This window comes from Deltaproteobacteria bacterium (assembly GCA_005879535.1).
In the GTDB taxonomy this organism is placed as follows: Bacteria; Myxococcota; Myxococcia; order Myxococcales; family 40CM-4-68-19; genus 40CM-4-68-19.
Genome location: VBKI01000030.1, coordinates 2766 through 26796, shown reverse-complemented (window position 1 = coordinate 26796; position 24031 = coordinate 2766). Strand labels below are relative to the sequence as shown.

Annotated in this window: 22 protein-coding genes and 1 pseudogene (1 of these 23 running past the window's edge); 12 read left to right on the top strand and 11 right to left on the bottom strand. The window is 67.0% G+C overall.

Annotation, left to right across the window (positions count from 1 at the left end; all coding sequences use genetic code 11):
• Positions 1-94: 94 nt before the first annotated feature.
• Positions 95-274 (bottom strand): hypothetical protein, encoded by a 180-nt coding sequence (locus tag E6J58_01600; GenBank protein ID TMB42643.1) that lies wholly within the window; start codon positions 272-274, stop codon positions 95-97.
• A gap of 160 nt (positions 275-434) precedes the next feature.
• Between E6J58_01600 and E6J58_01595 the strand changes: the two genes are divergently transcribed.
• The 3 genes from E6J58_01595 to rbsK are packed head-to-tail and all read left to right on the top strand — an operon-like array spanning position 435 to position 2074.
• The gene (locus E6J58_01595) at positions 435-863 is read left to right on the top strand and encodes a CBS domain-containing protein (GenBank protein ID TMB42642.1); all 429 of its coding nucleotides are present in this window, start codon (positions 435-437) and stop codon (positions 861-863) included.
• 33 nt (positions 864-896) lie between these two features.
• The gene (locus E6J58_01590) at positions 897-1136 is read left to right on the top strand and encodes a hypothetical protein (protein TMB42641.1); all 240 of its coding nucleotides are present in this window, start codon (positions 897-899) and stop codon (positions 1134-1136) included.
• Entirely contained in the window at positions 1136-2074 is a 939-nt protein-coding gene (gene rbsK, locus E6J58_01585; GenBank protein ID TMB42640.1) for a ribokinase, read from the top strand. Before E6J58_01590 ends, rbsK begins: the two co-directional genes overlap by 1 nt.
• Before the next feature lie 50 nt (positions 2075-2124).
• On the opposite strand, the gene E6J58_01580 is transcribed toward rbsK, so the two are convergent.
• Positions 2125-2694: an archaemetzincin family Zn-dependent metalloprotease gene (locus E6J58_01580; protein TMB42639.1), complete on the bottom strand. Its 570-nt coding sequence runs from the start codon at positions 2692-2694 to the stop codon at positions 2125-2127.
• A gap of 199 nt (positions 2695-2893) precedes the next feature.
• Here E6J58_01580 and E6J58_01575 point away from each other — a divergent pair, with 199 nt between their 5' ends.
• Positions 2894-4657, top strand: coding sequence for a glycoside hydrolase family 15 protein (locus tag E6J58_01575; GenBank protein TMB42638.1), 1764 nt, complete (start codon positions 2894-2896; stop codon positions 4655-4657).
• Between the two features lie 78 nt (positions 4658-4735).
• Here E6J58_01575 and E6J58_01570 read toward each other — a convergent pair whose 3' ends face one another.
• Entirely contained in the window at positions 4736-4918 is a 183-nt protein-coding gene (locus E6J58_01570; protein ID TMB42637.1) for a hypothetical protein, read from the bottom strand.
• Between the two features lie 115 nt (positions 4919-5033).
• Here E6J58_01570 and E6J58_01565 point away from each other — a divergent pair, with 115 nt between their 5' ends.
• A complete protein-coding gene (locus tag E6J58_01565) occupies positions 5034-5462 on the top strand; it encodes a hypothetical protein (protein ID TMB42636.1) in 429 nt (142 codons plus the stop codon).
• 122 nt (positions 5463-5584) lie between these two features.
• Here E6J58_01565 and E6J58_01560 read toward each other — a convergent pair whose 3' ends face one another.
• Positions 5585-5824, bottom strand: a complete 240-nt coding sequence (locus tag E6J58_01560) for a hypothetical protein (protein ID TMB42635.1) — start codon at positions 5822-5824, stop codon at positions 5585-5587.
• Positions 5825-5906: 82 nt separating this feature from the next.
• Between E6J58_01560 and E6J58_01555 the strand changes: the two genes are divergently transcribed.
• Both E6J58_01555 and E6J58_01550 read left to right on the top strand, forming a co-directional pair.
• The gene (locus tag E6J58_01555) at positions 5907-6911 is read left to right on the top strand and encodes a hypothetical protein (protein ID TMB42634.1); all 1005 of its coding nucleotides are present in this window, start codon (positions 5907-5909) and stop codon (positions 6909-6911) included.
• Positions 6912-7249: 338 nt separating this feature from the next.
• Positions 7250-9187 carry a hypothetical protein gene (locus tag E6J58_01550; GenBank protein ID TMB42633.1) on the top strand — a complete coding sequence of 646 codons (1938 nt, stop codon included), beginning with the start codon at positions 7250-7252 and terminating at the stop codon, positions 9185-9187.
• A gap of 135 nt (positions 9188-9322) precedes the next feature.
• Here E6J58_01550 and E6J58_01545 read toward each other — a convergent pair whose 3' ends face one another.
• On the bottom strand, positions 9323-10621 hold the full coding sequence (locus tag E6J58_01545) for an efflux RND transporter periplasmic adaptor subunit (protein TMB42632.1): 1299 nt from the start codon (positions 10619-10621) through the stop codon (positions 9323-9325).
• The gene (locus tag E6J58_01540) at positions 10614-13820 is read right to left on the bottom strand and encodes an efflux RND transporter permease subunit (protein ID TMB42631.1); all 3207 of its coding nucleotides are present in this window, start codon (positions 13818-13820) and stop codon (positions 10614-10616) included. The genes E6J58_01545 and E6J58_01540 overlap by 8 nt, the downstream gene beginning before the upstream one ends.
• Positions 13821-14325: 505 nt before the next feature.
• Between E6J58_01540 and E6J58_01535 the strand changes: the two genes are divergently transcribed.
• Positions 14326-14787, top strand: coding sequence for a hypothetical protein (locus tag E6J58_01535; protein TMB42630.1), 462 nt, complete (start codon positions 14326-14328; stop codon positions 14785-14787).
• A gap of 19 nt (positions 14788-14806) precedes the next feature.
• On the opposite strand, the gene E6J58_01530 is transcribed toward E6J58_01535, so the two are convergent.
• Positions 14807-15673, bottom strand: coding sequence for an alpha/beta hydrolase (locus E6J58_01530; protein ID TMB42629.1), 867 nt, complete (start codon positions 15671-15673; stop codon positions 14807-14809).
• A gap of 162 nt (positions 15674-15835) precedes the next feature.
• On the opposite strand from E6J58_01530, the gene E6J58_01525 reads away from it, so the two are divergent.
• Positions 15836-18205 carry a cell wall metabolism sensor histidine kinase WalK gene (locus E6J58_01525; GenBank protein ID TMB42628.1) on the top strand — a complete coding sequence of 790 codons (2370 nt, stop codon included), beginning with the start codon at positions 15836-15838 and terminating at the stop codon, positions 18203-18205.
• 36 nt (positions 18206-18241) lie between these two features.
• Positions 18242-18592, top strand: coding sequence for a response regulator (locus tag E6J58_01520; GenBank protein ID TMB42645.1), 351 nt, complete (start codon positions 18242-18244; stop codon positions 18590-18592).
• A gap of 7 nt (positions 18593-18599) precedes the next feature.
• Here the strand turns inward: E6J58_01520 and E6J58_01515 are convergent, their stop codons facing one another.
• The 4 genes from E6J58_01515 to E6J58_01500 all read right to left on the bottom strand — a co-directional run bounded on the left by E6J58_01515 (position 18600) and on the right by E6J58_01500 (position 22047).
• Positions 18600-19424 (bottom strand): hypothetical protein, encoded by an 825-nt coding sequence (locus E6J58_01515; GenBank protein ID TMB42627.1) that lies wholly within the window; start codon positions 19422-19424, stop codon positions 18600-18602.
• Positions 19425-19523: 99 nt separating this feature from the next.
• Complete coding sequence (locus E6J58_01510) at positions 19524-20228, bottom strand: RibD family protein (protein TMB42626.1); 705 nt, start codon at positions 20226-20228, stop codon at positions 19524-19526.
• A gap of 38 nt (positions 20229-20266) precedes the next feature.
• A complete protein-coding gene (locus E6J58_01505) occupies positions 20267-21106 on the bottom strand; it encodes an alpha/beta hydrolase (GenBank protein ID TMB42644.1) in 840 nt (279 codons plus the stop codon).
• A 173-nt stretch (positions 21107-21279) separates the two neighbouring features.
• On the bottom strand, positions 21280-22047 hold the full coding sequence (locus tag E6J58_01500; protein ID TMB42625.1) for an NlpC/P60 family protein: 768 nt from the start codon (positions 22045-22047) through the stop codon (positions 21280-21282).
• 175 nt (positions 22048-22222) lie between these two features.
• Here E6J58_01500 and E6J58_01495 point away from each other — a divergent pair, with 175 nt between their 5' ends.
• Both E6J58_01495 and E6J58_01490 read left to right on the top strand, forming a co-directional pair.
• Complete coding sequence (locus E6J58_01495; GenBank protein TMB42624.1) at positions 22223-22909, top strand: amidohydrolase; 687 nt, start codon at positions 22223-22225, stop codon at positions 22907-22909.
• Positions 22910-23192: 283 nt separating this feature from the next.
• Positions 23193-24031, top strand: a pseudogene (locus E6J58_01490) (fibronectin type III domain-containing protein); it runs 115 nt beyond the window's last position.

Sequence of the window (24031 nt, the reverse complement as noted above, 5' to 3'; positions counted from 1 at the left end):
CGTCGCAATCAAGACCGCGATTACGGCGACCACCATGCGCGAACTACACGGCGCCGTTGCGACTTCTGTCAATGTCAGCGTGGCGAAGCCTCCGCTATCGAGCCCGCGCCCGCAGCCGCTCGATCAGCTCCTGGACCTCGCGAAGTCGCTTGTCGACCTCCGCCAGCGCGCTCGCGAGCCCATCCTTGGCCGCTCCCTTGGCGACGGCGACTTCGAGGTCCGTGACCGCAATCCCGAACAGCTTCAGCAGGCGGCGCGTCTCTTCGCTAGGCATGGCGCTTCCTGCCCCATGCATCCCGGGTGCACCGGCAAGTCTCACCCGCAGGTGCGCTGGCGTGAGGTTGGCGCAACGACTGCGTACCCGCGGGTATTGAATCCATCGCCGTCCAGGGGCACACCGCGTCTCGAGGCTTTCCCCGCGCAAGGAGGATCCAATGCGCTGCGAAGAAATCATGAAGCGCGACGTAGAGTGCATTGCCCCGACGCAACCGGTCCAGGAGGCCGCCCGGCGCATGCGCGATGCGAACATCGGGTTCCTGCCGGTCTGCGATTCGAGCAAAAAAGTGCTGGGAGCGATCACCGACCGTGACATCGCCATCCGCATCGTCGCCGAGGGTCGGCCGCCGACCACGGCCGCCGCCGACGTCATGACCCCGGAAGTCGTCGCTTGCCGTCCCGACGACGACGTCACGGAAGCGGAGCAGCTCATGGGAGAGCGCCAGAAGTCGCGCATGATCGTCACCGACGAGAACGGATGCCTGTGCGGCGTGATCAGCCTGTCGGACATCGCCCAGGTCGAGGAAGGGTCGCGCGCGTCGGAGACGATGAGGCAGATCACCGACCGCGAGGCCCGTCCGCACTAGGGCGCCTCGCTTCCACTCGCAGGGAGGTCCACGATGCCCGCCGCTCGCTGTGAAGTGTGCGGAAACGAGTACGACAAGGCGTTCCAGGTCACGATGCGAGGTGCCTCGCACACGTTCGACAGCTTCGAGTGCGCCATCCAGGCCCTCGCGCCGACGTGCGCCCACTGCAAGTGCCGCGTCATCGGCCACGGCGCGGAGAAGGACGGGCGCATCTATTGCTGCGCGCACTGCGCTCAGGCCTCCGGCGTGAAGGAGCTCAGGGATCGCGCCTGATGGCCGTAGATGTCGTCATCGTCGGCGGCGCGAACACCGACTACCTGGTGAGGGGCCCCTCACTGCCGAAACCGGGGTCGACGATCGAAGGCGACGAGTACCAGGAGGCGCCTGGCGGCAAAGGGGCAAACCAAGCCGTCGCCGTGGCGCGCCTCGGCGCCAAGGTGGCGCTCGTGGCTCGCGTTGGCCCGGATGAGCGAGGGACCGCCATCATCTCGAAGCTGAAGTCCGAGGGCGTCGATACCCGAGAGGTCTCGCGCGACCCCACCGCTCCGACCGGAGTCGCCTTGGTCATGGTGGACGCCGACGGCGAGAAGCAGATCCTCACCGCGCCGGGCGCCAATCGTCGACTCGCTGTCCGCGACGTCGCGCATGCCGGCGAGCTCATCGCGAACGCCCGCGTCGTCCTCCTCCAGCTCGAGGTGCCGCTCGAGGCTGTCGAGGCCGCCATCCGGCTCGCCCGTGCGGCAGGAGCGCGCGTGGTCCTCGATCCCGCTCCGGCCCGGCAGCTGGCGGAAGAGGTCCTCCAGGACGTCCACGTCATCCGTCCAAATGCCGCCGAGGCCGAGGTGCTCACGGGCATCAAGGTCACCGACCGGGCCTCCGCGAGGAAGGCCGCGGAGAACCTCCTCCGCCGAGGCGCGGGGGCGGCGATCATCGGCGCACCCGGTGGGAACCTGCTCCTCTCCGCGGACGGGGAGCTTTGGCTCGACCAGATTCCCGTCAAGGCGGTCGATTCGACGGGCGCCGGCGACGCGTTCGCTGGCGCCTTGGCAGCTTCGATTGCGCGGGGAGACGACCTTCCAGCCGCGGCTCGCTTCGCCAACGCCGCGGCGGCGCTGAAGACCACCGTGCTGGGAGCGCAGGCGGGATTGCCCACGCGCGAAGCGGTGATGAGGCTGCTCTCCGAATCAGATGCAGCGTCGGCGCCGACGTGATCTCGATCCGAATCCTGCTACCCAGCCCGACGGGCGCTCGCAACTGACGCCTACCCGCTGGCGTCGAGCGCGCGCGCCAACTCGCGCGCGTGCTCCGCGCAGGGCCTCATGTCCTTTCTATCCGTCTCCGCCAGCGTGTTGGAGAACCACATCACGCAGCTCGGTCGGGAGCAGTGCCTGAGCCCGAAAGTGTGGCCGAGCTCGTGGATCGCCTCGGTGGCGGCGCGTCGCCGCAGCCGGTCGGTCCTTTCCGCGGCCAGGCGCAGGCGCGCGGTCGAGAACACCGCCACGCCCCTTCGCTCGTCGGCCTCGCCGAACACGAAGTTCAGGTCGGGCGCGTAGAGGTCCACGTCTGTAATGCCCAGCAGGCGGAGCCAGTCGGCGCGCTTGGCATCCGCGAGCGCGTCCAGGATGACGGCCGCCCGCCATTGGTCTCGCTGCCGCGAGAAGGCGTGCGACGGCAAGGGAACTCCGTCACCGACCACCACGTCCCGGCCGAGAATTGCCCGAGAATCTTCCGCAGCCGAAGCGACGAGCCTCCGCTCGATCTGCCCCACGGGAGCGATCACGATGGGACGCGCGTGCGTCGCGAGGGTCACGGCGCAGGCGTCCGTCAGCAGCGGATGTGAGCAGTCGCCACGGCTGTCTCAGTGCAGCTTGAAGAACTGCACGGCGCGGAACTGGCCCGACTTGAGCTTCCGGATCATGCCGCGAAGCTGCTCATCGGTGCCGTCGCGCGCCATCTGCACAGCCGCCCGAAAGCTGCTCCTCGGCCAGAGGTCACGTGCGCGCGGCCAGACGGCCGCTTAGGTTGGTGGGGTGCCCTCCCGCATTGAGGACTACGCCATCATCGCTGACCTCCGCAGCCTCGCGCTCGTCGCCAAGGACGGGTCGATCGATTGGCTCTGTCTCCCGCGCTTCGACTCGGATGCGTCCTTCGCCGCGCTCCTGGGGACGCCGGACAACGGTCGCTGGCTGCTGGCGCCGGCCGGAGGAGTGAAGCGGGTGCGCCGCCGCTACCGCGACGGCACGCTCATCCTCGAGACCGAGTTCGAGACCGAGGAGGGCATCGTCACCGTCCTCGACCTGATGCCCATCTACGGCGAGGGCACGGACGTGCTTCGCATCGTGGTGGGAAATCGTGGCCGGGTGCCGATGCGGATGGAGTTGGTCATGCGCTTCGGGTACGGCTCGATCGTCCCGTGGGTTCAGCGCATCGATGGCGGCATCTCGGCGATCGCCGGCCCCGATTGCCTTCGGCTGCACACGCCAGTAGAGACGCGCGGCGAGGACCTCAAGACGGTGGCGGAGTTCAGCGTGGGAGAAGGGGAGCAGGTGCCGTTCGTGCTGACCTGGTGGCCCTCACACCTGCCGGCGCCGGCTCCTGTCGAGCCCGGGCCAGCGCTGAAGGAGACCGAGGCGGGCTGGCGCAAATGGTCGCAACGCTGCGGGCTCACAGGACCATATCGCGAGATGGTCCAGCGCTCCCTGATGACGCTCAAGGCGCTCACCTACGAGCCAACCGGCGGCATCGCGGCGGCGGCGACCACTTCGCTTCCGGAGAAATTGGGCGGCGAGCGCAATTGGGACTATCGCTACTGCTGGCTGCGCGACGCGGCGTTCACGCTCTACGCGCTGATGACCGCCGGGTACCAGGACGAGGCGCGCGCCTGGCGCGACTGGCTCCTGCGCGCCGTAGCCGGCTCGCCGCCGCAGCTCCAGATCATGTACGGCCTCGGCGGGGAGCGGCGATTGCCCGAGCTGGAGCTGGACTGGCTGCCCGGATACGAGGGCTCGCGTCCCGTGCGCATCGGCAACGCGGCCTCCCTCCAGCTCCAGCTCGACGTGTTCGGCGAATTGATGGACGCGCTGCACCTTTCGCGACGCGTCGGCCTGGGTGGATACGAGGCGGGCTGGGCGCTGCAGCGCGCGCTGATGGACCATCTGGAGACCATCTGGGAAGAGCCCGATGAGGGCATCTGGGAGGTGCGCGGCCCGCGCCAGCAGTTCACGCACTCCAAAGTGATGGCGTGGGTGGCGTTCGACCGCGCGGTGAAGGGCGTCGAGGAGTTCGGGCTCGAGGGGCCCGTCGAACGCTGGCGCGCGGCGCGGCAACAGATCCACGATTCCGTCACCCGCCGGGGCTACGACCCGGAGCTGGGCTCGTTCGTGCAGTACTACGGCTCGAAGGAGCTGGACGCGTCGCTGCTGGCGCTGCCGTTGGTCGGCTTTCTTCCGGCTGACGACCCGCGCATGGTCGGTACCGTCCGAGCCATCGAGCGCGAGTTGCTCCGCGATGGATTCGTCATGCGGTACCGGACGCGCTCCGGCGTGGACGGGCTTCCCCCCGGTGAGGGCGTCTTCCTCCCCTGCTCCTTCTGGCTGGCGGACAACTACGTCCTGCAGGGACGCATCGAGGAGGCGCGCTCGCTCTTCGATCGGCTCTGCGGGCTGGCCAACGATGTCGGGCTGCTCTCGGAGGAGTACGATCCGGTCGGGCAGCGGTTCCTGGGGAACTTCCCGCAGGCCTTCTCGCACGTGTCCCTGATCAACACCGCGCTCAGTCTCTCACGCGCCGGTTAGCTGGCGACCGCGCTGGCGCCGTGGATGAAGAGCGTGACCGGCTTGCACGGCCGTGCCAGCAAGCGGGCCGACTCGAGGCTAGTGCAGGAACGCGTCGAGCGTCAGGTTGAGCTGTGCCCGCCGCGGTTTGCCGTCGACGATCACCGGCTCGAAGCTGCAGCTTTCGACGAACTGCCGCAGCATCCCGGACTCCTCGTTGTCTAGCGCCCCTTTGATGGCGACCGCCGCGACCGTACCGTCCTCGCGAATGGTGAACTCCACCGAGATCGCCTTTGCGGAGGAGGATGGCACGTACAAAGGTTGACGACAGATCTTGAGCAGGGGTTCCGCTTCCACCGCCCGCACAGCGGTGCCGATGACGTCGCCCTTTCCGCACGTGGCGGAGATCCCGGCGATCCGCGCGCGAAAAGCCGCCGGGATGCGAGCGTCGACACGGTCGGGCAGAGCTTCGGCGGGGGCCAGCGACGCCTTCCAGCTTGTCGACGAGGATTTCGTGCACCTCGCGTTCGCTCGCGACCGCCACCACGCCGATGTGCGCAGGCGACGCCACCTTTCCGTGCCACCCGGCCGCGAGCAGCGCGTTGCGGATCAACTCGAGGTCCGCGATGGCCCGCCGTGCGTCTTCCTCGGGCAGATCGGTGCGCAGCGTGAAGTGCTCGCTTTCGAGTTCCAACCACAGCTCGGGATTCGTGGATCGGAGCTCGCGCGCGCAAGCTATGGCGAGCAGCGCGAAGAGGATAGCCGTACGCATATTTGCACGGTAAACCAAACCGCCGCGTTTCCGGAACAGCCTCCGCGATGGTAGAAGTGGCCGCGAGCCTCGCCACGGACCGGCTGCTCCAGCCCGCCGACGTTCAGCGCTATATCGACGCCGCGCAGGGGAGCAACGTCGTGCGCTGAGTCACGACAGAACACGAGCGCGAGGCGCTACGGCGCGACGATCTGTTCTCGGCCGTCCTCGTTTTTCAATCTCAGTGAGGTAGCCGTGCCTTTTGCCTCCAGGATCACCCATGTCTGTTTCGTGTTCGAAGGGCCGGTGAGGCTGATTCCCGCAGCCTGTTCCGACGCGCCGATTTTCACCGACGGGCGCCCGCGCTCGGTGATCAGCCGCAACAACACGGTCTCCGCATAGGCTTCACCGTTCGGCTCCGTCTTTGCCGGCAGCACGCATGATCGTTCCTTTCGGGCCGGCACTCGAGACGTCGTCGGCGATGGGTTGCAAGCCTCGAGCTGGCGTATCATCGCGCCAATGGCGAATCCCCTGCGCTGGTCCGCAATCGCGGAGAACGTCTCGTCGCCCGTCGCCGCTGCCAGCGGCGAGCGGCGCGTGACGGTCTTCTGCCGCGGCCCGGCAGGCGAGCTGCTCGTGATCGGAGGCGAGCGCGGCGAGTTCCAGCCGCCCACCTCCCTCGGCGTGCCGCTCGCTCGCGACGGCAGCACCACCGTCCCCGTCGACTGGCCGATCGGCGCCTGCGCGACGGCTCCTGGGGAGATCCAACTCGTCGCGCGCGGGCCCGAAGGTGAATTGGTCCACGGCACGCTCAGAGGCACGGAGTGGGGCGGGTTCGAGTCGATCGGGTCGCCCGCCGCGTGGTTCGGCTCCGTCGGCGTGCCGATGGGCCTGACGAGCGCGCCCGTCGCGTGCAGCCTCTTGCCGGGGACGATGGACGTCTTCGCGCTGGGCGCGTCCGGCGTCCTCTTGCACAGCCCGTGGGACGGAAAGGAGTTCGCCGAGTTCGAATCGCTCGGGGGCGTCGTCTTGAACGGCGGTCCCGACTCCCCCGTGCTCCCGCCCATCTCCGCCACCGCGTGCGGCATTCGATCGATCGCGATCGCGACGCGGGGCGCGCGCGGCGATCTGCTGGTGAAGTGGTGGGACGGCACGAAATGGACGCCCTTCGCTTCGCTCGGGCTCGCCGCCGAGCCCGACCAGCTCTATCCCGCCGTGAAGGTGCCCGTGCCGCTTTCCGGCCCCCCGGTTTGCGCCGGCGGCGGCTCGACGCGCCTCGACGTGTTCGCCCGCGGGCAGCGCGGAGATCTGCTGCACAAGTGGTGGGACGGTAAAGATTGGACGGGATTCGAATCCGTCGGCTGCCCGGCCACGCCGGAGGGGGCGCTGATCCCGTTTACTGCCGCCTCCATCGCCTGTGCGTGGGGAAAGTTCCAGCTCGACGTGTTCGCGCGCGGCAGCGACGGAAAATTGTACGCCGCTACCTGGAGCGGAAGCGGTCCCATCGCTCCTCCGCAGGCCTGATCTCTTCATCGAGGCGAGTTCCTGGCGCCTTTTCCGAAGACGGCGTAAAAAAACCCTACGACTTTCGCCGGGTTGACCCCCGGACACGCCTTCCGCTATGCCGCGCAGCGAAGTACGGGGGGCTCACTTGCAATACACTGAGTGTCTGCTCTTCCGGCAGGGTTACTTGTCTGCCTACCGCGCTCGGGGAGCGTGCCGACATCCGTCGGCGCGCGGGCGCGGTGCCAACTCGAGTCTGGAAAAAGGAGGTGAGTGAGGCGGAGAAATCCTCTCTCCGCCGCGATGGTCGTCTTCAGTCACTTATCCCAGTTCGTTTCGAAGCTTGAGGAGGATGAGCCGTGTCCGATTCCACGTGGATGTCGCCGGAGGAGCTGGCCAAGTGCTCCCGCGCGTATGATGTCGAGTCCGAGGAATTCTGTTCCCCAATCCCGACCCAGAACGTGTCGAACGGCGAGTACCTGCCGAAACCGCAGACCGAGAAGCAGCAGCAGGTCGAAGCCCGGATCAAGGAGCTCGCCGACGGCGCCGCGAAGAAGCTGGGCGTCAGCCGCCGCGAGTTCCTGGCGAGCTCGGGCGGGATGGCCGCCTCGCTCATTGCCATGAACGACGTCTACGGAAAGTTCTTCGCCGTCGACAAGGCCGAGCTGTTCGAGCCTGCCGCCGCGGCCGCAAACGGGCTCCCCTCGGATGTCTTCGTCGTCGACGACCAGCTCCACTTCGTGCGCGGGAACACCCGGACCACGCTGGGCGCGCCGTCGCTGAGGGCGATTGCCCAGGGCGGCCAGACCAAGCATGAGGGGAACTTCTACTCCGACGCGTTCGGGTTCCCCACGAACCCGTTCAACCCGGATGGCTTCCTCGACGAGGCGAACAAGGAACCGTATTACCCCTGGAACAAGGCGCTGGCCGCCGAGTACCTGGCGAATCCGAACAAGTACGTGAACGAGGTCAATGCGTTCACTGCGCCCTACTCGGGAGTCCAGAACCTGGACGCAAAAGGCGCGGGAGATGCGTTCCACTTCCTGCGCTTCATCAAGAGCATCTTCCTCGACAGCCAGGTCACAGTAGGGCTGATCAGCAACGTCACGACGTTCGTGGCCGCGCAACCGGGCACCAACCTTCCGGTCACCAACGTCGATGAGGCCCGCCTGGCGGAGATCCTCACCGCCGCGCAGACGGCGAACGCGCGCAACTTCATCAACGACATCGCCGGGTCGCGCCGGGCGATGGCCCACGGACTCCTCTACGTAGGCAGGGCCAATCTGGAGTACATCCAGTACCAGACCGAGAACCACCGGCCCGACGCGTGGAAGGGGTACTGCATCACCCACGCGGCCCAGCCGGGGAGGTCGGCGCTCTCCACTTCCACAGCGCCGAACACGGCTCCACTCGACACGTCATCGAACGCGGTCATGAAGCTGTGGCGGCACGATGACCAGGACGTTGCCTACCCGACGTTCGAGCTGATCTCGAAGTACTACCGGAAGCTCAAGGGCCAGATCCCGGGGTTCAACAACATCTGCGTGCACAAGGGCCTGGCACACGGCATGGCCGACATCCCCGAGTTCGGGCATCCCGCGGACCTGCCTGCGGCCTGCCATGACTTCCCCGACCTGAACTTCATCACCTACCACTCCTGCATCAAGGACACCTTCTTCGACTACTTCGCCTGGCAGGAAGTGGTGGCGGCGGAGAGGGGAGATCGCGGCTCGACCAGGGTCGTGCAGGGCCAGCGCGTGCCCGACATCTCCTGGACGACCGAGTTCGCAGACCTCACCGGCAGGTTCACGAACTCCTATGCCGAGCTGGGGACCACCTTCGCAAGCTCCATCATCACGTTCCCGACGCTCTGGGCCCACATCATCGGCCAGCTCCTCATGTTCAAGGGTGAGAATCAGATCGTCTTCGGATCGGACTCGCTCTGGTACGGAACGCCGCAATGGCAGCTGGAGGCGTTCTGGCGTTTCCAGATCCCCGACAAGATTCGCGCGAAGTGGGGTTACCCGGCCATCACCGAGACAGCCAAGCGGAAGATCCTCGGCCTGAACCTGGCGCGGCTCTATGGCTTGGACAGCAACGTCGGGTCGTACGGGGCCGTTCCCACGAACTACGCATCGATGGTGCCCAAGCAGCTGAAGGACCTGCTCGAGTTCGACAACGGCAAGCCGAACCTCACCGCCGAGAACGACAACTTGTCGAAGATCAAGGCCAGGTACCTGGAGACGGGCGCACAGCGCAGCAACATGCGCTACGGGTGGCTCCGGACGAGGACGTAATGCCGTAAGCTCCCGGGGGACGAGCGGCTGCGATCGGCGATCGCGGCAGCCCTCCCCCGGGCGCGCCCGTCGAGCTCGCGGTGAACCCTGGCCGCGATCGCCAGCACCCGGTACCGCGATCGAACCCGCCGACCGCTAGCGATTCGGCGACGGCCCTGCCTCGCCGTCTTTCTCATCTTTCTGCTCGGCGGACCCGCGCCTGGGGCCATCCCCCGATCGCGCCTGCGGAGCGCCGGCCTTCTGCTGCTTCGGCGTCAGGGGCTGGATCCTGGCGCCCTCCGACAGCTCGGAGGGCACGTCCAGCGCCACCGTCTCCCCGCCGCGCAACCCTTGGCGCACTTGCACCGTCTTGCCGTCATCGAGACCGGTCGTCACCGGCACCAGGTGCAGCTTGTCCTGATTCTGGACCACGGCCACGAGCGTCTCGTCGCCGCGCGAGAGGATGGCGTTGGAGGGAACCACCGGAAGCGGTGGAATGCGCACGTGCAGGGTCGCATGGACGAACACTCCCGCCACTACTCCGCCATTGGCGTTGTCGAGCCAGATCTCGGCGAGCATGGTTCGAGTGCGGGGATCGAGGGCGTCGGCCAGACGGCTGACTTGCGCGCGCACTACCACGCCGGGGCGCTCGTCCTGGGTCAACTCCACTGCGTCGCCCACGCGCACGAACGGCGCCGCGTCTTGCGAGACGTAGACCCAGACCCGCAGCCGGCTGGGATCGGCCAACTCGAAGAGCGGCGTGGTGGCAGAGACGAGTGCGCCCGGATCGACGAGGCGCGCGGTGAGGATGCCGTCGAACGGCGCGCGAACGTTCTCGTACTTCTGCAGCTCGCGGGTGCGGCGGTAATCCGCCGCCGCCGAGCGCTCTCCTTCGATCGCGTTGTCGAGGTCCTGGCGCGAGATCACGCCGGAAGGAGCCAACCTGCGCGCGCGTCCTGCCGTGATCCGTCGCAAGCGCAACGCCGCCTTCGCGGCGGCAACCTGTTGATCGGTCTCCGGCGAATCGATCAGGGCCAGGAGCTGGCCCGCCTTTACGCGATCGCCTTTGTCGACGCGCACCTGCCGCACGTAGCCGTTTACCTTGGGAAGAATGCCGACGGCGGTGAAGGCGCGGACGTCCCCCGGCAGGGTCAGGGTGCGCTCGGGCTTCGGCACCACCACCTTGGCGACGAGGATCTTGCGTCCCGCGTCCTGCTCCTTCTCCAGGCGCGAAGCTTCCACCTGGATGGCGCGGTGCTTGCGCCAGTAGATGAAGCCGGTACCGGCTCCGGCGAGCACCACCAGCACCGCGAGCACGATAAACAGCGCTCGCTTGCGGTGGCGCGCGCGCTTCGGCGGCTTCTCGTGCCGGCGCCTCTCCTCCTCGCGCTGCGCGTTCGCGAGCTGCTCCAGCGCCGGCGGCGGCAACCCCGGTCCACCGAGCCTGTCAGGCATGGGCAGGCTCCGGTTCACGGCCTTCCGATTCTTCGCGGCGGAACTGTTCCTCGAGCTGGTGCTTGCGCGGCGGGGCTCGGCGCAAAGCTGCGTATGTCACCGGCACCATGAACAGCGTGACGAACGTCGCCATCACCAGGCCGCCGATCACCGCGCGTCCGAGCGGCGCGTTCTGCTCGCCGCCCTCGCCCAGACCGAGCGCCATCGGCAGCATGCCGAGGATCATCGCCAACGCGGTCATCAGCACCGGCCGCAGCCGGATCCGCCCCGCCTCCAGCATGGCGCCTGCGGGTGAAAGGCCGGGATCCTCCGCGCGGCGGTCGTTGGCGAAGCTGACCAGCAGGATGCTGTTGGAGGTGGCGATCCCGATCGCCATGATGGCACCCATCATCGACTCGACGTTGAGGGTGGTCCCGGTGATCGCCAGCATCCAGAGCGCGCCGAGCAGGGCGCCCGGTACGGCCACCGCGATGATCAGCGGATCGAGCCACGACTGGAAGAGGACCACCAGCAAGAGATAGACGAGCGCCAGCGCGAGTAGCATGCCGAGTCCCATGCCGCGGAAGGCGCTGGTCATGTTTTCGCTCTGTCCTCGCAACTGGAGGCTTACGCCCTCGGGAACCTTCACCCGATCGATGGCCTTCTGCACATCCGAGGCGGTGCCAGCCAGATCGCGGCCGGAGACGTTGGCCTGGATCTCCACCACCGGCTGGACCGTGTCGTGGCCGATGGAGGCCTTGTCCTGCAACGTCGAGATCCCGGCGAACTGACCCAACAGGGGCGGCGTTTGCGCCGGCGGCGCGCCTTGCGGGGTAATGGGCGTGCCGATCAGGTCGTCGACGCTGCGAATCAGGGTGAGCGGCGTCTGGACGATGACGTTGTAGTTCACGCCCGTCTTGGGATCGACCCAGAAGCTGGGCGAAGTGAGCTGGCTAGAGGAGAGCGAGGTGAGCAGGCTGTTCGCCACGTCGCGCTGCGAGATCCCCAGGGCCGCCGCCTGCTGGCGATCGACCTTCACGAGGAGCGACGGATGATCGAGTTGCTGCACCACATGCACGTCGGCGGTGCCGGGTACCCGGGATACCGCCGCGAACACCTTCTGCACCGCGTCCCGCTGCGCTTCGGGGTTGCGAGAGATCACCTCCACGTCGAGCGGCGCGGAAATGCCGAAGTTGAGCACCTGCGAGACGAGGTCCGCAGGCAGGAAGTAGAAGGCGGAGCCCGGGAACCTGGCAGGCAGCTCCCTGCGCAGCCGGTCGATGTAGCTCCGCGTGGGGCGGTGTCCCTTCTTCAACTGGACGCGAATCTCCGCGTCGTTGCCGGCGGCGTTGTCGGTAGGGACGAAAGCGAGATTGTATGAGATCGGCACGCCGATGTTGTCGGTGATCGTCTCCAGTTCGCTCTTGGGGACCACCTCGCGGATGACCTTCTCCACCTCGTCCAACTGCAGCTCGGTCGACTCCAGTCGGGTACCCTGCGGCGCGCGGTAGTGCAGGCGCATCATCCCGGTATCCACCGTGGGAAAAAAGTCCACGCCCACCGCGAAGCAGAGGCCCACGGCGGTGACCAGCAGCAACGCCGCAGCAAGCGTCACGAGTCCGCGGCGCTCCAGCACTGCCTCGAGGCCCGAGGAGTACCGATCGCGCAGCCGCGCGAAGTGCCGGTCGCGCCATTCGTTGAAGCGATGCGCCAGCGAGCGGCCGTGCTCGTGCAGGTTCTCCTTCTCCATCAGCATGCGCGCCAGTGTGGGCACCAGCGTCCGCGAAAGCAGATACGAGGCGAGCATGGCGAACACGACCGCCACCGCCAGCGGCGTGAACAGGTACTTCGAGGCGCCGGTGAGCAGCACCACCGGAAAGAACACCACGCAGATGGTGAGGGTGGCGGCGAGCGCAGGCACCGCCACCTGCCTGGCGCCGTCGAGGATGGCCTGGGTCAGGTTCTTGCCTCCCAGTGCGCGGTTGCGATGGATGTTCTCCACCTCGACCGTGGCGTCGTCCACCAGCATGCCGATGGCGAGTGCCAGACCGCCCAGCGTCATGAGGTTCAACGTCTGTCCGCAGAGGAAGAGCGCGACGATGCTGGTGAGGATGGCGATGGGGATCGAACTGCAGACGATCAAGGTCGAGCGCCAGCTGCCGAGGAAGAAGAGGATCATCAGCGCGACCAGGCCCGCTGCCAGCACCCCTTCGCGAAGCACCTCGTTCACCGCGGCGCGGACGAACTCGGACTGATCGAACTCCAGCTTCAGCTCCACGCCTTCCGGCGCCGACTTCTGGAGCTGCGGGAGCATGTCGCGGGTGGTCTCGACGACTGCCAGCGTGGAGGCGTCCGCCTTCTTCAGGATGTTGAGATAGGTGGCGCGGCGTCCGTCGACCCGGACCACGTTGGTCTGGGTGGCGTAGCCGTCGTGGACGTGGCCGATGTCGCGCATCAGCAGCGTCCGGCCATTGACCGTGCGCAAGGGCAGCTCGTCGAACTCGGCAATCTGCTTCGGGCTGGCGTTCAGCTGCACGTCCCATTCGCGCGAGCCGATGCGCGCGCTTCCGGCAGGAAGGATGACATTGCTCTTTGCCAGTGAGTCCACCACGTCCTGCGGCGAAAGGCCGTGCGCCGCGAGCTTTGCGGGATCGATGTCAACGACGATCTGGCGCTGGCGGCCGCCGTAGGGCGCGGGCGTCGCGAGCCCCGGAATGGTGAACAGGCGCAGGCGGAGGAAATTGAGGCCATAGTCGAATAGCTGCTGCTCGCTTGCTCCGTTCCCGGAAAGCGTAAGCTGGGCGACCGGCACGTTGCTGGCGTTGAAGCTCACGATGGCGGGAGCGGTCATGCCCGGCGGCATGCCACGCAGGATCGCGTTGCACACCGAGGAAATCTGCGCCAGGGCGCCGCCGATGTCGGTGCCCTGCTGGAAGTAAACCTTGACGATGCCGATTCCGTTGATGCTCTGCGACTCGAGACGCTCGATGTCGCCCACCGTGGTCGAGAAAGCCCGCTCGGTGAGCGTGATGACCCGTTTTTCCATCTCCTCGGCGATGAGGCCGGGGTAGTTCCAGACCACCGCCACGACGGGGATGTCGATGGCGGGAAGCACGTCGACCTTGAGACGAGAGAGCGAGAGACCGCCCAGCACCGCGATGACCAGGCAGAGCGTGGCCACCGTATAGGGCCTGCGCAGAGCGAGCCGGACGATCCACACGGGAGAAGCCCTCGCCCAGAAAGCTGGGCTGCACTCCCGGCGGCTGCAACGGCGTGCGCTCGTCCGGCCAACCGGCTACTCGTCCGCCTCGCCGCTCGCTGAATTCGTGTCTGGCAGTTTCGCGGACTTCGCACTGGTAGAGTTGAAGGACCTCATCAAGAAGCCAGCCCGAAACCCGGGATGCGCTTCCTCCGATCGATCCAAATCCCGAGCGGCCTCCACTGTTCCTCGCTGCGGTGCTGGCCGGTAGGAATTCACAAACCGCAGTTTTCGTCGTTCGGGCTCGGGACCGCTTCTTTCGCGTCAGCACGGGTGTATAGAAAGGCGAGAGATGACCGGAACGGATTATCGAGTCTACCTCCTCGGGAAAACAGGAATGGAACATGCGGTGAGAATCTAATGAGCAGTCGCTAGCGGACTGCGGAGGGGAGTACCCATGCCAGTCCAGCGTTGTTTACTGGTTTTTCTCGGTCTCGCCCTGGCCCCATCGTACGTTTCCGCGCAGGTGAGACAGGTGGGCGGACACATCGGAGTCGCGACCTCGTTTGCCACCGTATCGACCAGTGCGGATCCCGTCAGCGGCAAGACCACAGAGACGATTTCTGACAGGTTCCCGCTGGTGATCCCGATTGGCATCAGCGTCCACACGAGCGAGAACGTGGTCGTCGATTTCGAGACGCAAGTGGTCCTGAAGCTCCACCCGGCGGGCACGACGGAATTCAACGTCGCTCCTGGCATCGTCTACAACTTCGGTCCCGCGGCGGCCGGACTTCGTCTGGTGTTCCCCATCGGGGCCAGTCCGTCGGCCGCGGGATTGGTGCCGCTCATCAATAAGGGGCTCGCGAATCTCGGATTCGGCATGTGGTTCATCGAAGCCGCGTTACCGATCGTCTACCACGGCAGTGGAGGGGCGGCGGAGGGCCATGTCACGTTCGATTTCGTCCTGCACAGCGGCATCGGGTTCTGACGACGAGAGCCATCGGCGTTCAACTGCGGAAAAATGCAAGGAGCTCGTGCAGGGTCTCCTCCGGAGCCTCTTCCGGCACGTAATGCCCGCACGGTAGCGCGCGGCCGCGGAGGTCGGTCGCGCGCTCGCGCCAGGTGGTCAAGACGTCGAACATTTGCGCGATGCGGCCCTTCGCGCCCCAAAGCGCCAGCATCGGGCACCCCACCTTCGCCGCCAAGTCAGCCGAGTCGTGCTCCAGATCGATGCTCGCCGCTGCGCGATAATCCTCGCAGCTCGCGTGAATCACCGCCGGATCGCGGAAGGCCCGCACGTACTCGGCGACCGCATCGGGTGCGAGCGCGCCCGCGCCGAGGCGCGAGAAGAAGTTGCGCAGGAAGAACTCCGGATCCGCGCCGATCATCCGCTCGGGCAGGTCGAAGGGCTGGATGAGGAAGAACCAGTGGTAGTACACGGTCGCGAGATACTGGTTGACCTGCGCGAACATGGTCCTCGTCGGCACGATGTCGAGGACCGCCAGCTTTTTCACGCGCTCTGGATGGTCGAGCGCCATGCGATGGCCGACGCGGCCGCCGCGGTCGTGGCCGGCGAGGAAGAATTGATCGAAACCCAGGCGCTGCATCATCTCGACCTGGTCCTGCGCCATGGCGCGCTTCGAGTAGCCGGCGTGGTCCGCGCCGCCCTCGGGTTTGCTGCTCGCGCCGTATCCCCGGAGGTCGGCGGCCACCACGGTGAAGTGCTCGGCGAGCCGCGGTGCGACGAGGTGCCACATCGCGAGGGTCTGCGGGTAGCCGTGCAGGAGCAAAAGCGGGGGGCCGTTGCCGGCGCGGACGAGGTTGATCACGGCCCCAGTCGTCTCGACGCTCAACCTTTCGAAGCCCTCGAACACATCGCACCTCCGCGTGCAGGCTAGATCAATGGAGGCTACGAGGCGTCGGAGCGAGCGGGCAGACGCACGATGCTGCTCGCAGCCCCTTCGGGATGAGTAGCCTTTAGTGGAGTCGAGTTAGCCCGGATTGGCGGCAGGCAAGCGGCCGCTAGAGGAAGGTGCGTGGCTCGATCTCTCACAGCGCGGGTAGCCGCGATCGCGTTTGGCGTTGAGCTCATCTTCGCCGTGGCGATTCCCGTGGCTTATCTGCACCTGTTTGCCGTCGAGCGGGGCGAGGATCGTGCGCCGGTGCTCGCCATCGTCGTCGTGCTCTATGTCGTTAGGACGACTGCGCTCGTCGGCTACCTGGCGTGGCTGCTGCGCCCGATCGAGCGTTGGCTCAGCGACCCATCGTCGCAGCCCGCCGATGTCACTCGCAGCGCCGCCCGCGCGGCCTACGATACCCCGCTCCTGTTCCCGATCGTTTGGGCGACCTCGTGGCTCTTGTTCTACCTGCCCGTGACGGCCTCGCTGCAGCGCTGGTTCGCCGACCAGATCCCGCTGAGTGCGCGCGCGGGCGAGGCGACGGTGCTGTTCGGGCTGTCCTGCTTCGCCGCCGCGCTTCCGCTGTCCTACGCCATACTCAGCTGGCTTCTCGGCCCGATCGCAGGGCGTATCTCGCTCTCCTTGCGCGAGCGCGGTCTGCCGATCCCGGGGCGGCGCCTTTCGGTGCGCGCGCGGCTCGTCGTGCTGTCACTCTCGCTCATCACCGCGCCGACTTCCTGGATGGGCGTGCACGCGTACATGTCCCAGGTCTGGACGGCCCAGCGCGATCTGGCGGCGCGTGCCGGGCTGCTCGCCGACGGGCTGGCGCGCGAGCTCGAGCGGTCGCCAGAGCGCGCCCTCTGGGAAACGGCTGCGCGGTCTCTGTCGACGCCGCTTGATCTCGTCGCGGTCGCCACCACCGATGGTGCCATCGTCGTCAACAACGATGCCAAGCGTGACCTCGCGGCCGCGCCGGGGCTGCGGGGGCGTCTCGCGCGCGCTCTCTCGCGGGCTCCCGCCGACTCGGTCCTGGATCCCAGCGCCCAGAGCGCTCTCGCGTATCGCCCGATACCGAGCGGCACCGGACCTCCAGCGGTAGCTCTGGTGATCTCACGGCAGCCTGTGCGCGACCGCGAAGGAGAGCTCCTCACCCTGCTGCTCTTTGCGCTGATCGCGCTGTCATGGGCGCCAGTCTGCGCTGCCTTCCTCGCCGGATCCATCGCCCGCCCGCTCAGACGCATCCGCGCGGTCGTCAACCAGATCGTCGCACGCGGCGACGTCGAAAGGCTCGGGCGCATCCCGATCTTCCACCGGGATGAGCTCGGTGAGCTCGCCCAGGGCGTGAACGAGATGATCGATCGGCTCCAGGCATCGGCGGAGCGCATCCGCCGCTACGGCGCGGATCGCGAGCAGGCCCTCGCGGTCGCCGCGCGCCGCGCCGCCGAGCTGGACGCGGTGCTCGACAACATGATCGAGGGCGTGTTCGCCTGCGACAAGACCGGCGCCGTCACGCACATGAATGCTGCCGGATTGCGGCTGCTCGAGCTCTCGTCCGCGGGTGCCGTTTCGCGCGCACCCATGGAAGCGGCGGGCGGCGGGCTTGCGCCGGTTCATCCCGACGGTCGCCCATTCTCCCCTGCGGAGCTGCCGCTCCTGCGCGCCCTCGCCGGCGAGGTGATCGTCGAGGAGGACGGCGTCCTCGAGAACCCCGGCAGCCATCGGCCGGTCTTCCTGCGCTCCAGCGCGGCGCCCATCCGCGATGCGACGGGCGCGATCGCAGGCGCGGTGGCAGTGGCGCGCGACGTGACCGAGGTGGCGGAGTTCGATCGCCTCAAGGACGAGTTCATCCGCGTGGCGGCGCACGAGCTGAAGACGCCGGTGGCGATTCTCAAGGGCTACGCCCGCACGCTGATGCGCACCGACCAGACGCTCCCCGTCCGATCGCGAAGAATGCTGGAGGCCATCGACCGCGGGGCGGAGCGCATCAACGGCGTCGTCGAGGACTTGCTCGATATCTCGCTGGCTCGCCTCGACACGTTGCACCTTTCGCCGGTCCCGGTGGACCTCGACGAGCTCGTGCGCGCGACGGTGGCTGGCGTGGGCGCCTCGGAGCTCCACCGCGTGGTGATCCAGCGCGAGGACCCCGCACCGCTGACGGTCCGCGCCGACAGCGCACGTACCCGGCAGGCTCTCGGCAACCTCCTGAGCAATGCGCTCAAGTACTCGCCCGCGGGCGGCACGATCGAAGTGGTCCTGAGCGCTGACCGCGGGCGCGGGGAAGCCCAGGCATCGGTACGCGATTACGGCGTCGGCATTCCCACAAAGAGGCAGGGAGGGATCTTCCGCCTCTTCTACCGCGCCCATACCGATACGCCACATGACTACGGAGGAATGGGCGTCGGACTCTTCATGGCCAAAGAGCTGATCAAGCGCCAGGGCGGGCGCATCTGGTTCGAAAGCCGGGAAGGCGAGGGCAGCATCTTCTCCTTCACCCTTCCGCTAGCCTGAGAGGTCACCGGTTCCGTGGAGACAGCGTGCCTTAAGATATTGGTAGTGGAGGACGACCCGGACCTCGCCGCGCTCGAGGCGGAGCTCCTCGAGGAACATGGCCATCACGTCGAGATCGCGAGCAACGGCCGCGAAGCGCTGGCGGCGGTCGAGCGGGCGGCTCCCGATCTCATCCTGCTCGACATGAAGATGCCGGTGATGAGTGGCCGTGAGTTTGTCGACGAGTATCGCCGTGCTCAGCCCTCGCCGGCCCCCATCGTCGTGGTGACCGCGGCCGACGACGCTCAAGTGCGCGCCGCGGAAGTGGGTGCGAGCGGGTGGATCGCCAAGCCTTTCGATCCCGATGCTCTCGTCGCGAACGTAATGCGGCTGCTTCCCCGACCCTGATCCACCCTCAGCGGGCCGCGCGCTCGCGTACTTCGCTCCAGTACTCCTCGGCGAAGCGGCGGAAGTCGAAGCCGACCGTGCGGAAGTGGTTCAGGATTCGAAGATACCGCGCACGACATTCGCTGCGGAGCCGTGCCACGGAAGGGTGGAGGTCTTCGCAAGCAACGAAAGCAGCGGCGCCGCGCTCCAGCTCCGGCAGGTATTCATCGAGCCAGAAGCGCATCAGTTTCGGCCACCCCCGGGTCGATCGCCAACCGTCGCCGAGCACATCCTCACGGCGCAGGCGAGCGCGGCCGAGCACGTCGTCGGGGAAGTAGCAGATCCCGTGCGCTGCATCCTCGGCAAGGTCGCGCAGGTTGTTGAAGAATTGGTCGAGTGCGCCGAGTCCGCGGATGGCCTCGAATTGCTGGGGCAAGAGGAAAGGCACGAGCTGGAAAATCGAGCCCGAGAGGCGATCGAGCATCGCCCGATGATCCGCAACCGTGGGCAGGCGGAGATCGGCACGGTGGTAGGTGCGGAGCGCAGCGAGATACCTGGTCCAAGCGGCGAGCACCGCCGGTCCCTCCCCGTCAAAAACGGACGGGACGAAGCGATCGAAGCGGCGAGACGTTGGATCGAGCTGTTGGTTCTCCGCAAGCCGGTCGGCGAGGCGGATGGCGCGGATGCGCTGCAGCCAGACAGGCTGGATCGATGGTTCCAGCTCGGCGACCCAAGCAGCGTTGTCGACGTCCTTGAGCGCGTCGTCGCCCACCGCGGCATGCGCGGACGACGCGAGCTCTGAAGCGGCCCAGGCAACCCCGGCCGTCGATCGAGGGCTGCAACGCATAAGCACTCGAGCGAGCCTAGTGCATGCGGACAAGCCCGCTCAAGCTCGATCAGCGTGTGTGCGTGCAGCGTACACAATGGAGAGAGCGCTTGCTGCCTGCGTCGCTCAGCGGCCTGATCTGCGCGCGACGCGGTAGCGAAACCAGCTCACGCCGCCTGGCAGTGTTCGATGCGACTTCAGCCGCAGGGCAGCGGCCGCCTTGGGCGGCGGGTCGCCGGGAATGTCGAAGATGGTGGTCACTCCGCGGCCGCCGTCGACGACCGGCACCACCACCTGGCTGATCTCGTCCACCAGTCCGGCGTGGAGCATTTCGCCGTTGAACGTCCCGCCACCCTCGAGCATAAGCCGGCGGATCCCGAGGACGCGGCGGATCTTGTCGAGCGCCACCTTCACGTCGACCTCACGCTTGCCGCAGAACAGATACGAGGCGCCGGCGTCCTGGAGGTGCGCGAGGTAATCGTCGCTTACGCGAGAGCTGACCAGCAGGACCACGTGGTCGCCCTCGACGTCCGGCTTCTGAAATCGGAGCACGCCCTTGGCGTCGGCGCCGATGGCGAAGCGCCGCGCCCGCCGGTCGGCGATGTAATCGCTCCGCTCGACGCGCCGTCGCGCCTTCTTGAGCTTGACGTTGCGGCCCGCGAACTCGCGCATCGTCGTCGTTCCGACGACCCACGCGCCGATCCCGAAGCTGTCTGCAGTGCTCTCGAACAGCTCTCCGGGGTCCTTTCCGCGTGGCAGCCGAGACCACCGATTGCTGAGGATGCGGCCGTCGATGGTGGTGCACATGTGGCAGATGACGTACGGTTTCATGGCCGCGCACCATAGCCGGTTTGAGAACCGGGACGGAGCTAGCGCAGTCCTTGCAACAGCGCCTCGTGGAATCGCGCCGGATCCTGGATCTGCGGCGCGTGCCCCAGCTCGGGGAATTCCACCAGCTTCGCGTGCGGGAAGCGGCGCGCGGCCTCCCGCCCCAGCCGCGGATAGTCGCCGAGCTTCTTCTTCAGCTCCGCCGGCGCGGCGTCCTTGCCGATGGCGGTGTTGTCCTTCTGCCCGATCATCAGCAGCGTCGGTGCCTGCACCCGATCGAGCTCGTACAGCACCGGCTGCGTGAAGATCATGTCGTAGAGCAGCGCCGAGCTCCAGGCCACGATTTCCTTCCCCGGGCCGCGATACATGCCGGCGAGCATCTCCACCCAGCGGTCATACTCCGGGCGCCACTGCCCGGCGTAGTAGGTCGACTGCTCGTACTGGCGGATTCCCTCGGAAGTCGTCTTCAACTCGCGCGCGTACCATTCGTCGACGCTGCGCCAAGGCACGCCGAGGGCCTTCCAATCCTCCAGACCGATGGGATTGACGAGCACGAGCTGCTCGACTTGCTCCGGATGGAGCAGCGCGTACCGGACGGCGAGCATTCCGCCCGTGGAATGTCCGAGCAACGCGATCCGCCCGACGCCGAGATGCTCCAGGAGCGCGCGCGTGTTCGCGGCCAGCTGCTGGAAGCTGTATTGGTAGCGCTCCGGCTTGCTCGACTTGCAGAAACCGATCTGGTCGGGCGCGACGACGCGCCAGCCGGCCTCGCCCAGCGCGCGGATGGTGGTCTCCCAGGTTCCGGCGCAGAAGTTCTTTCCGTGCAGCAGCACGATCGTCCGTCCGTTGGAGCGTTGTGGTCGGACGTCGAGGTAGCTCATGTGCAGCTTCTGCCGTTGCGACTCCAGATCGAAGCGCTGGACGGGCCACGCGTAATCGAAGCCTTCGAGCTCGGGCCCGTATGCGACCGCGGTCGCACCCACCGGTGCGGCAGCAATTACTCCGAGGAGAACCAAGGCCAGGCAGCGGATGATCACGTGCGCCTGATAGCACACTACGGATCCGGCGGAGATCCCCCCGCCAGCGACGCGCGCTGGAAGACGCTCCCGAAACCGGCGAACAGCTCGGACATCAGGTGCGGCGTGTTTGGACCATCACCGGTGGCCTTGCGCCGCAGCGGCGCATTGATCGCGCGGCCGCCGGCACCGGTCGCCTCGTGCGGACGAAAGAGATTCATCGGCTCGCGCACGATGCCATGATTCGTCGCGTGCACGATGAGCAGCGTGCCATCCGGCAACACCTGCTCGACGAGTCCTGCGTGCGTGAGGCGGTCGTTCAGGCGACCATCGCCGTCGCGGTCGTAGGAATTGTCGAAGAAGACCAGGTCGCCGGGCGCAGCGAGCTGGGCGCGGTACACGCGTCCGTAACGCTCGACCCAGCGGACGATGGCCCGCACACCGTTGTCGCCCGGCCGGCCTTCGGAGAAGAGATCGACATCGGCGCGCTTGTACAGGGCGTGGAGATATCCCGAGCAGTCCGTGGGCACCGCATCCCCGTCGAGCCGCGGGCTGCTGACCCCGAGAGTGTCGCGCGCGGCGGCGAGGACAACTTCGACGGCATCAGCAGCCGAAGGGCCACGCCTTTCAGTCTGGTCGGGCATCGTGGCGAAGGTGACCGCCGGGAAATCGGAAGTTGCCACGCGACGACTCGTGCAACCCAGCGCCAGAACGACGGCGGCGGCGAGTGCGAATCGCGCGGGGCCATGGCGGTCGAACAGCGCTGTCAATGACTCGATCATCTGGATATGGGGCTGACTCGACATTACGGGTCCATCGGCGGAGCGCGCCAGAGGGGCGGACGGCCCACCCTGCGTGGCATCCGCGCTCACTGTGCCGAGCGTTCACACATGTCGGCGACTGACGTGGCGGTCGGTCGTTGACTCTTCGCAGCCCTTGGCGCCACAACCCGCCACCTGCCTGCGGCAAAGGAGGAATGCAATGATCCGCCTCTTTGTGCTCTCAGCCTTCCTCGCTTTTGCGAGCGCGGTTCATGCCCAACCGGCCAGGTCTGTGCCCGAGCTCGCGGGCCTCGATCGCGTCTATCCAACGCTCGATGCGCTGTACCAGGACCTGCACCGCAATCCTGAATTGTCCAAACACGAGGACAAGACCGCCGCGAAGCTGGCAGCGCGCATGCGCGAGGTCGGGTTCGAAGTCACCGAGCATGTCGGGGGTACCGGCATCGTCGGCATCCTACGCAACGGCAATGGCCCCACCGTGCTCGTGCGCACCGACATGGACGCCTTGCCGCTCAAGGAGACAACCGGGCTTCCGTATGCGAGCAAGGTGACGACCAAGAGCGAAGGAGGCGAAGTCACCGCGGTGATGCACGCGTGCGGACACGACATCCACATGGCGTCGTGGGTTGGCGCCGCGACGCTGCTGTCGGGGCTGAAGGACCGCTGGCATGGAACGCTGGTGTTCATCGGTCAGCCCGCCGAAGAGATGGTGAGCGGCGCCAATGCGATGGTGAAGGACGGTTTGTTCACCCGGTTCCCGAAGCCCGACTTCGTCCTCGGCCTGCACGATACCAGTCCGCGCCGGCGTGTCCGCCTTGACGCTCTCCGTGTTGGAGCTGCTCGGGAGGCGCGAGCAGGGATAGATCGTGACACTCACGCGGCGTGACGCCTAGGAGATGATCCACTCGAACGAGCGCGGCACCGTCATTGCAGAGCTGGCCGTAGAACTGATCTAGTGACCCGGGGGAGGCGGTCATCATGAGCAGCAGATTCACAGCGCGTTCGTAGGCTGGAGGCGTACCGAAGACGCGGCCATTCACCGTGGTAGCGCCGCATGTAGCGCCACAGTAGCGCCATCGCGCTGTCGGCCCGTGTGGGCCGGTCTCGACGGGTGTCGAGACGTACGATTCCCAAACGTGGTCTGGAGTGTGGATCGAGGAGGTACGGTCATGAGCAGCACACGCACGAGTGCAGCAATCGTCTCGTTGATCGTTTCCCTCGAGCCGGTGTTCGCCGCCACGGCCGGCGTGAACCCGCCTTCGAACACGAGCGCCGTCGCATCTTCCGCGACGCGAATCGACCTTTCCTGGCAGGACACCTCGTCGAACGAGAGCGGCTTCGAGGTGCGGCGCTCGTCCGCGGGACCGCAAGGAACATTCGCACCGCTCGCGACGACAGGGGCGAATGCCACGCGGTATGCCGATCTCGGACTGAACGCCTCGAGGCAATACTGTTACGCGGTGCGCGCGTTTCGGACGAGTGCCGGCCGGACCACCTACTCCGATTCCTCAGCGGTCGCCTGCGCGACGACGCTCGCGCCTCCTGCGCCCGCAGCGCCTTCGAACGTCTCCGCGACGCCATTGTCGGATAGCCGGATCGACGTCGTCTGGCAGGACAACTCGACGAACGAGACCGGCTTCGAGATCCATCGTTCCAAGGACGGGCCGGAAGGCGCCTTCACGCTGGCTGCATCGACGGGCGCAGACGCCACGGCCAAGGCGGACATCGGGCTCACCGCCGCGACGCAGTACTGCTATCAAGTGCGCGCGGTCAAGACGGTGGCGGGCACTACGCTCGAGTCCGCGTTCTCGCCGGCAGTCTGCGCGACGACGCGGCCGCCTCCAGAGGCTCCCGGGCTGCACATCACTGCCGTCACCACCGGCACTCCGCCCGGCACCTCGGACTACTGGGCGGACATCTGGAAGTATGATTCGTACTGGCGCTACTTCTCCTACGTGACGACGGTCACCGTTCCGCCCAACGGGACCACGACGATCACCACCCTCGA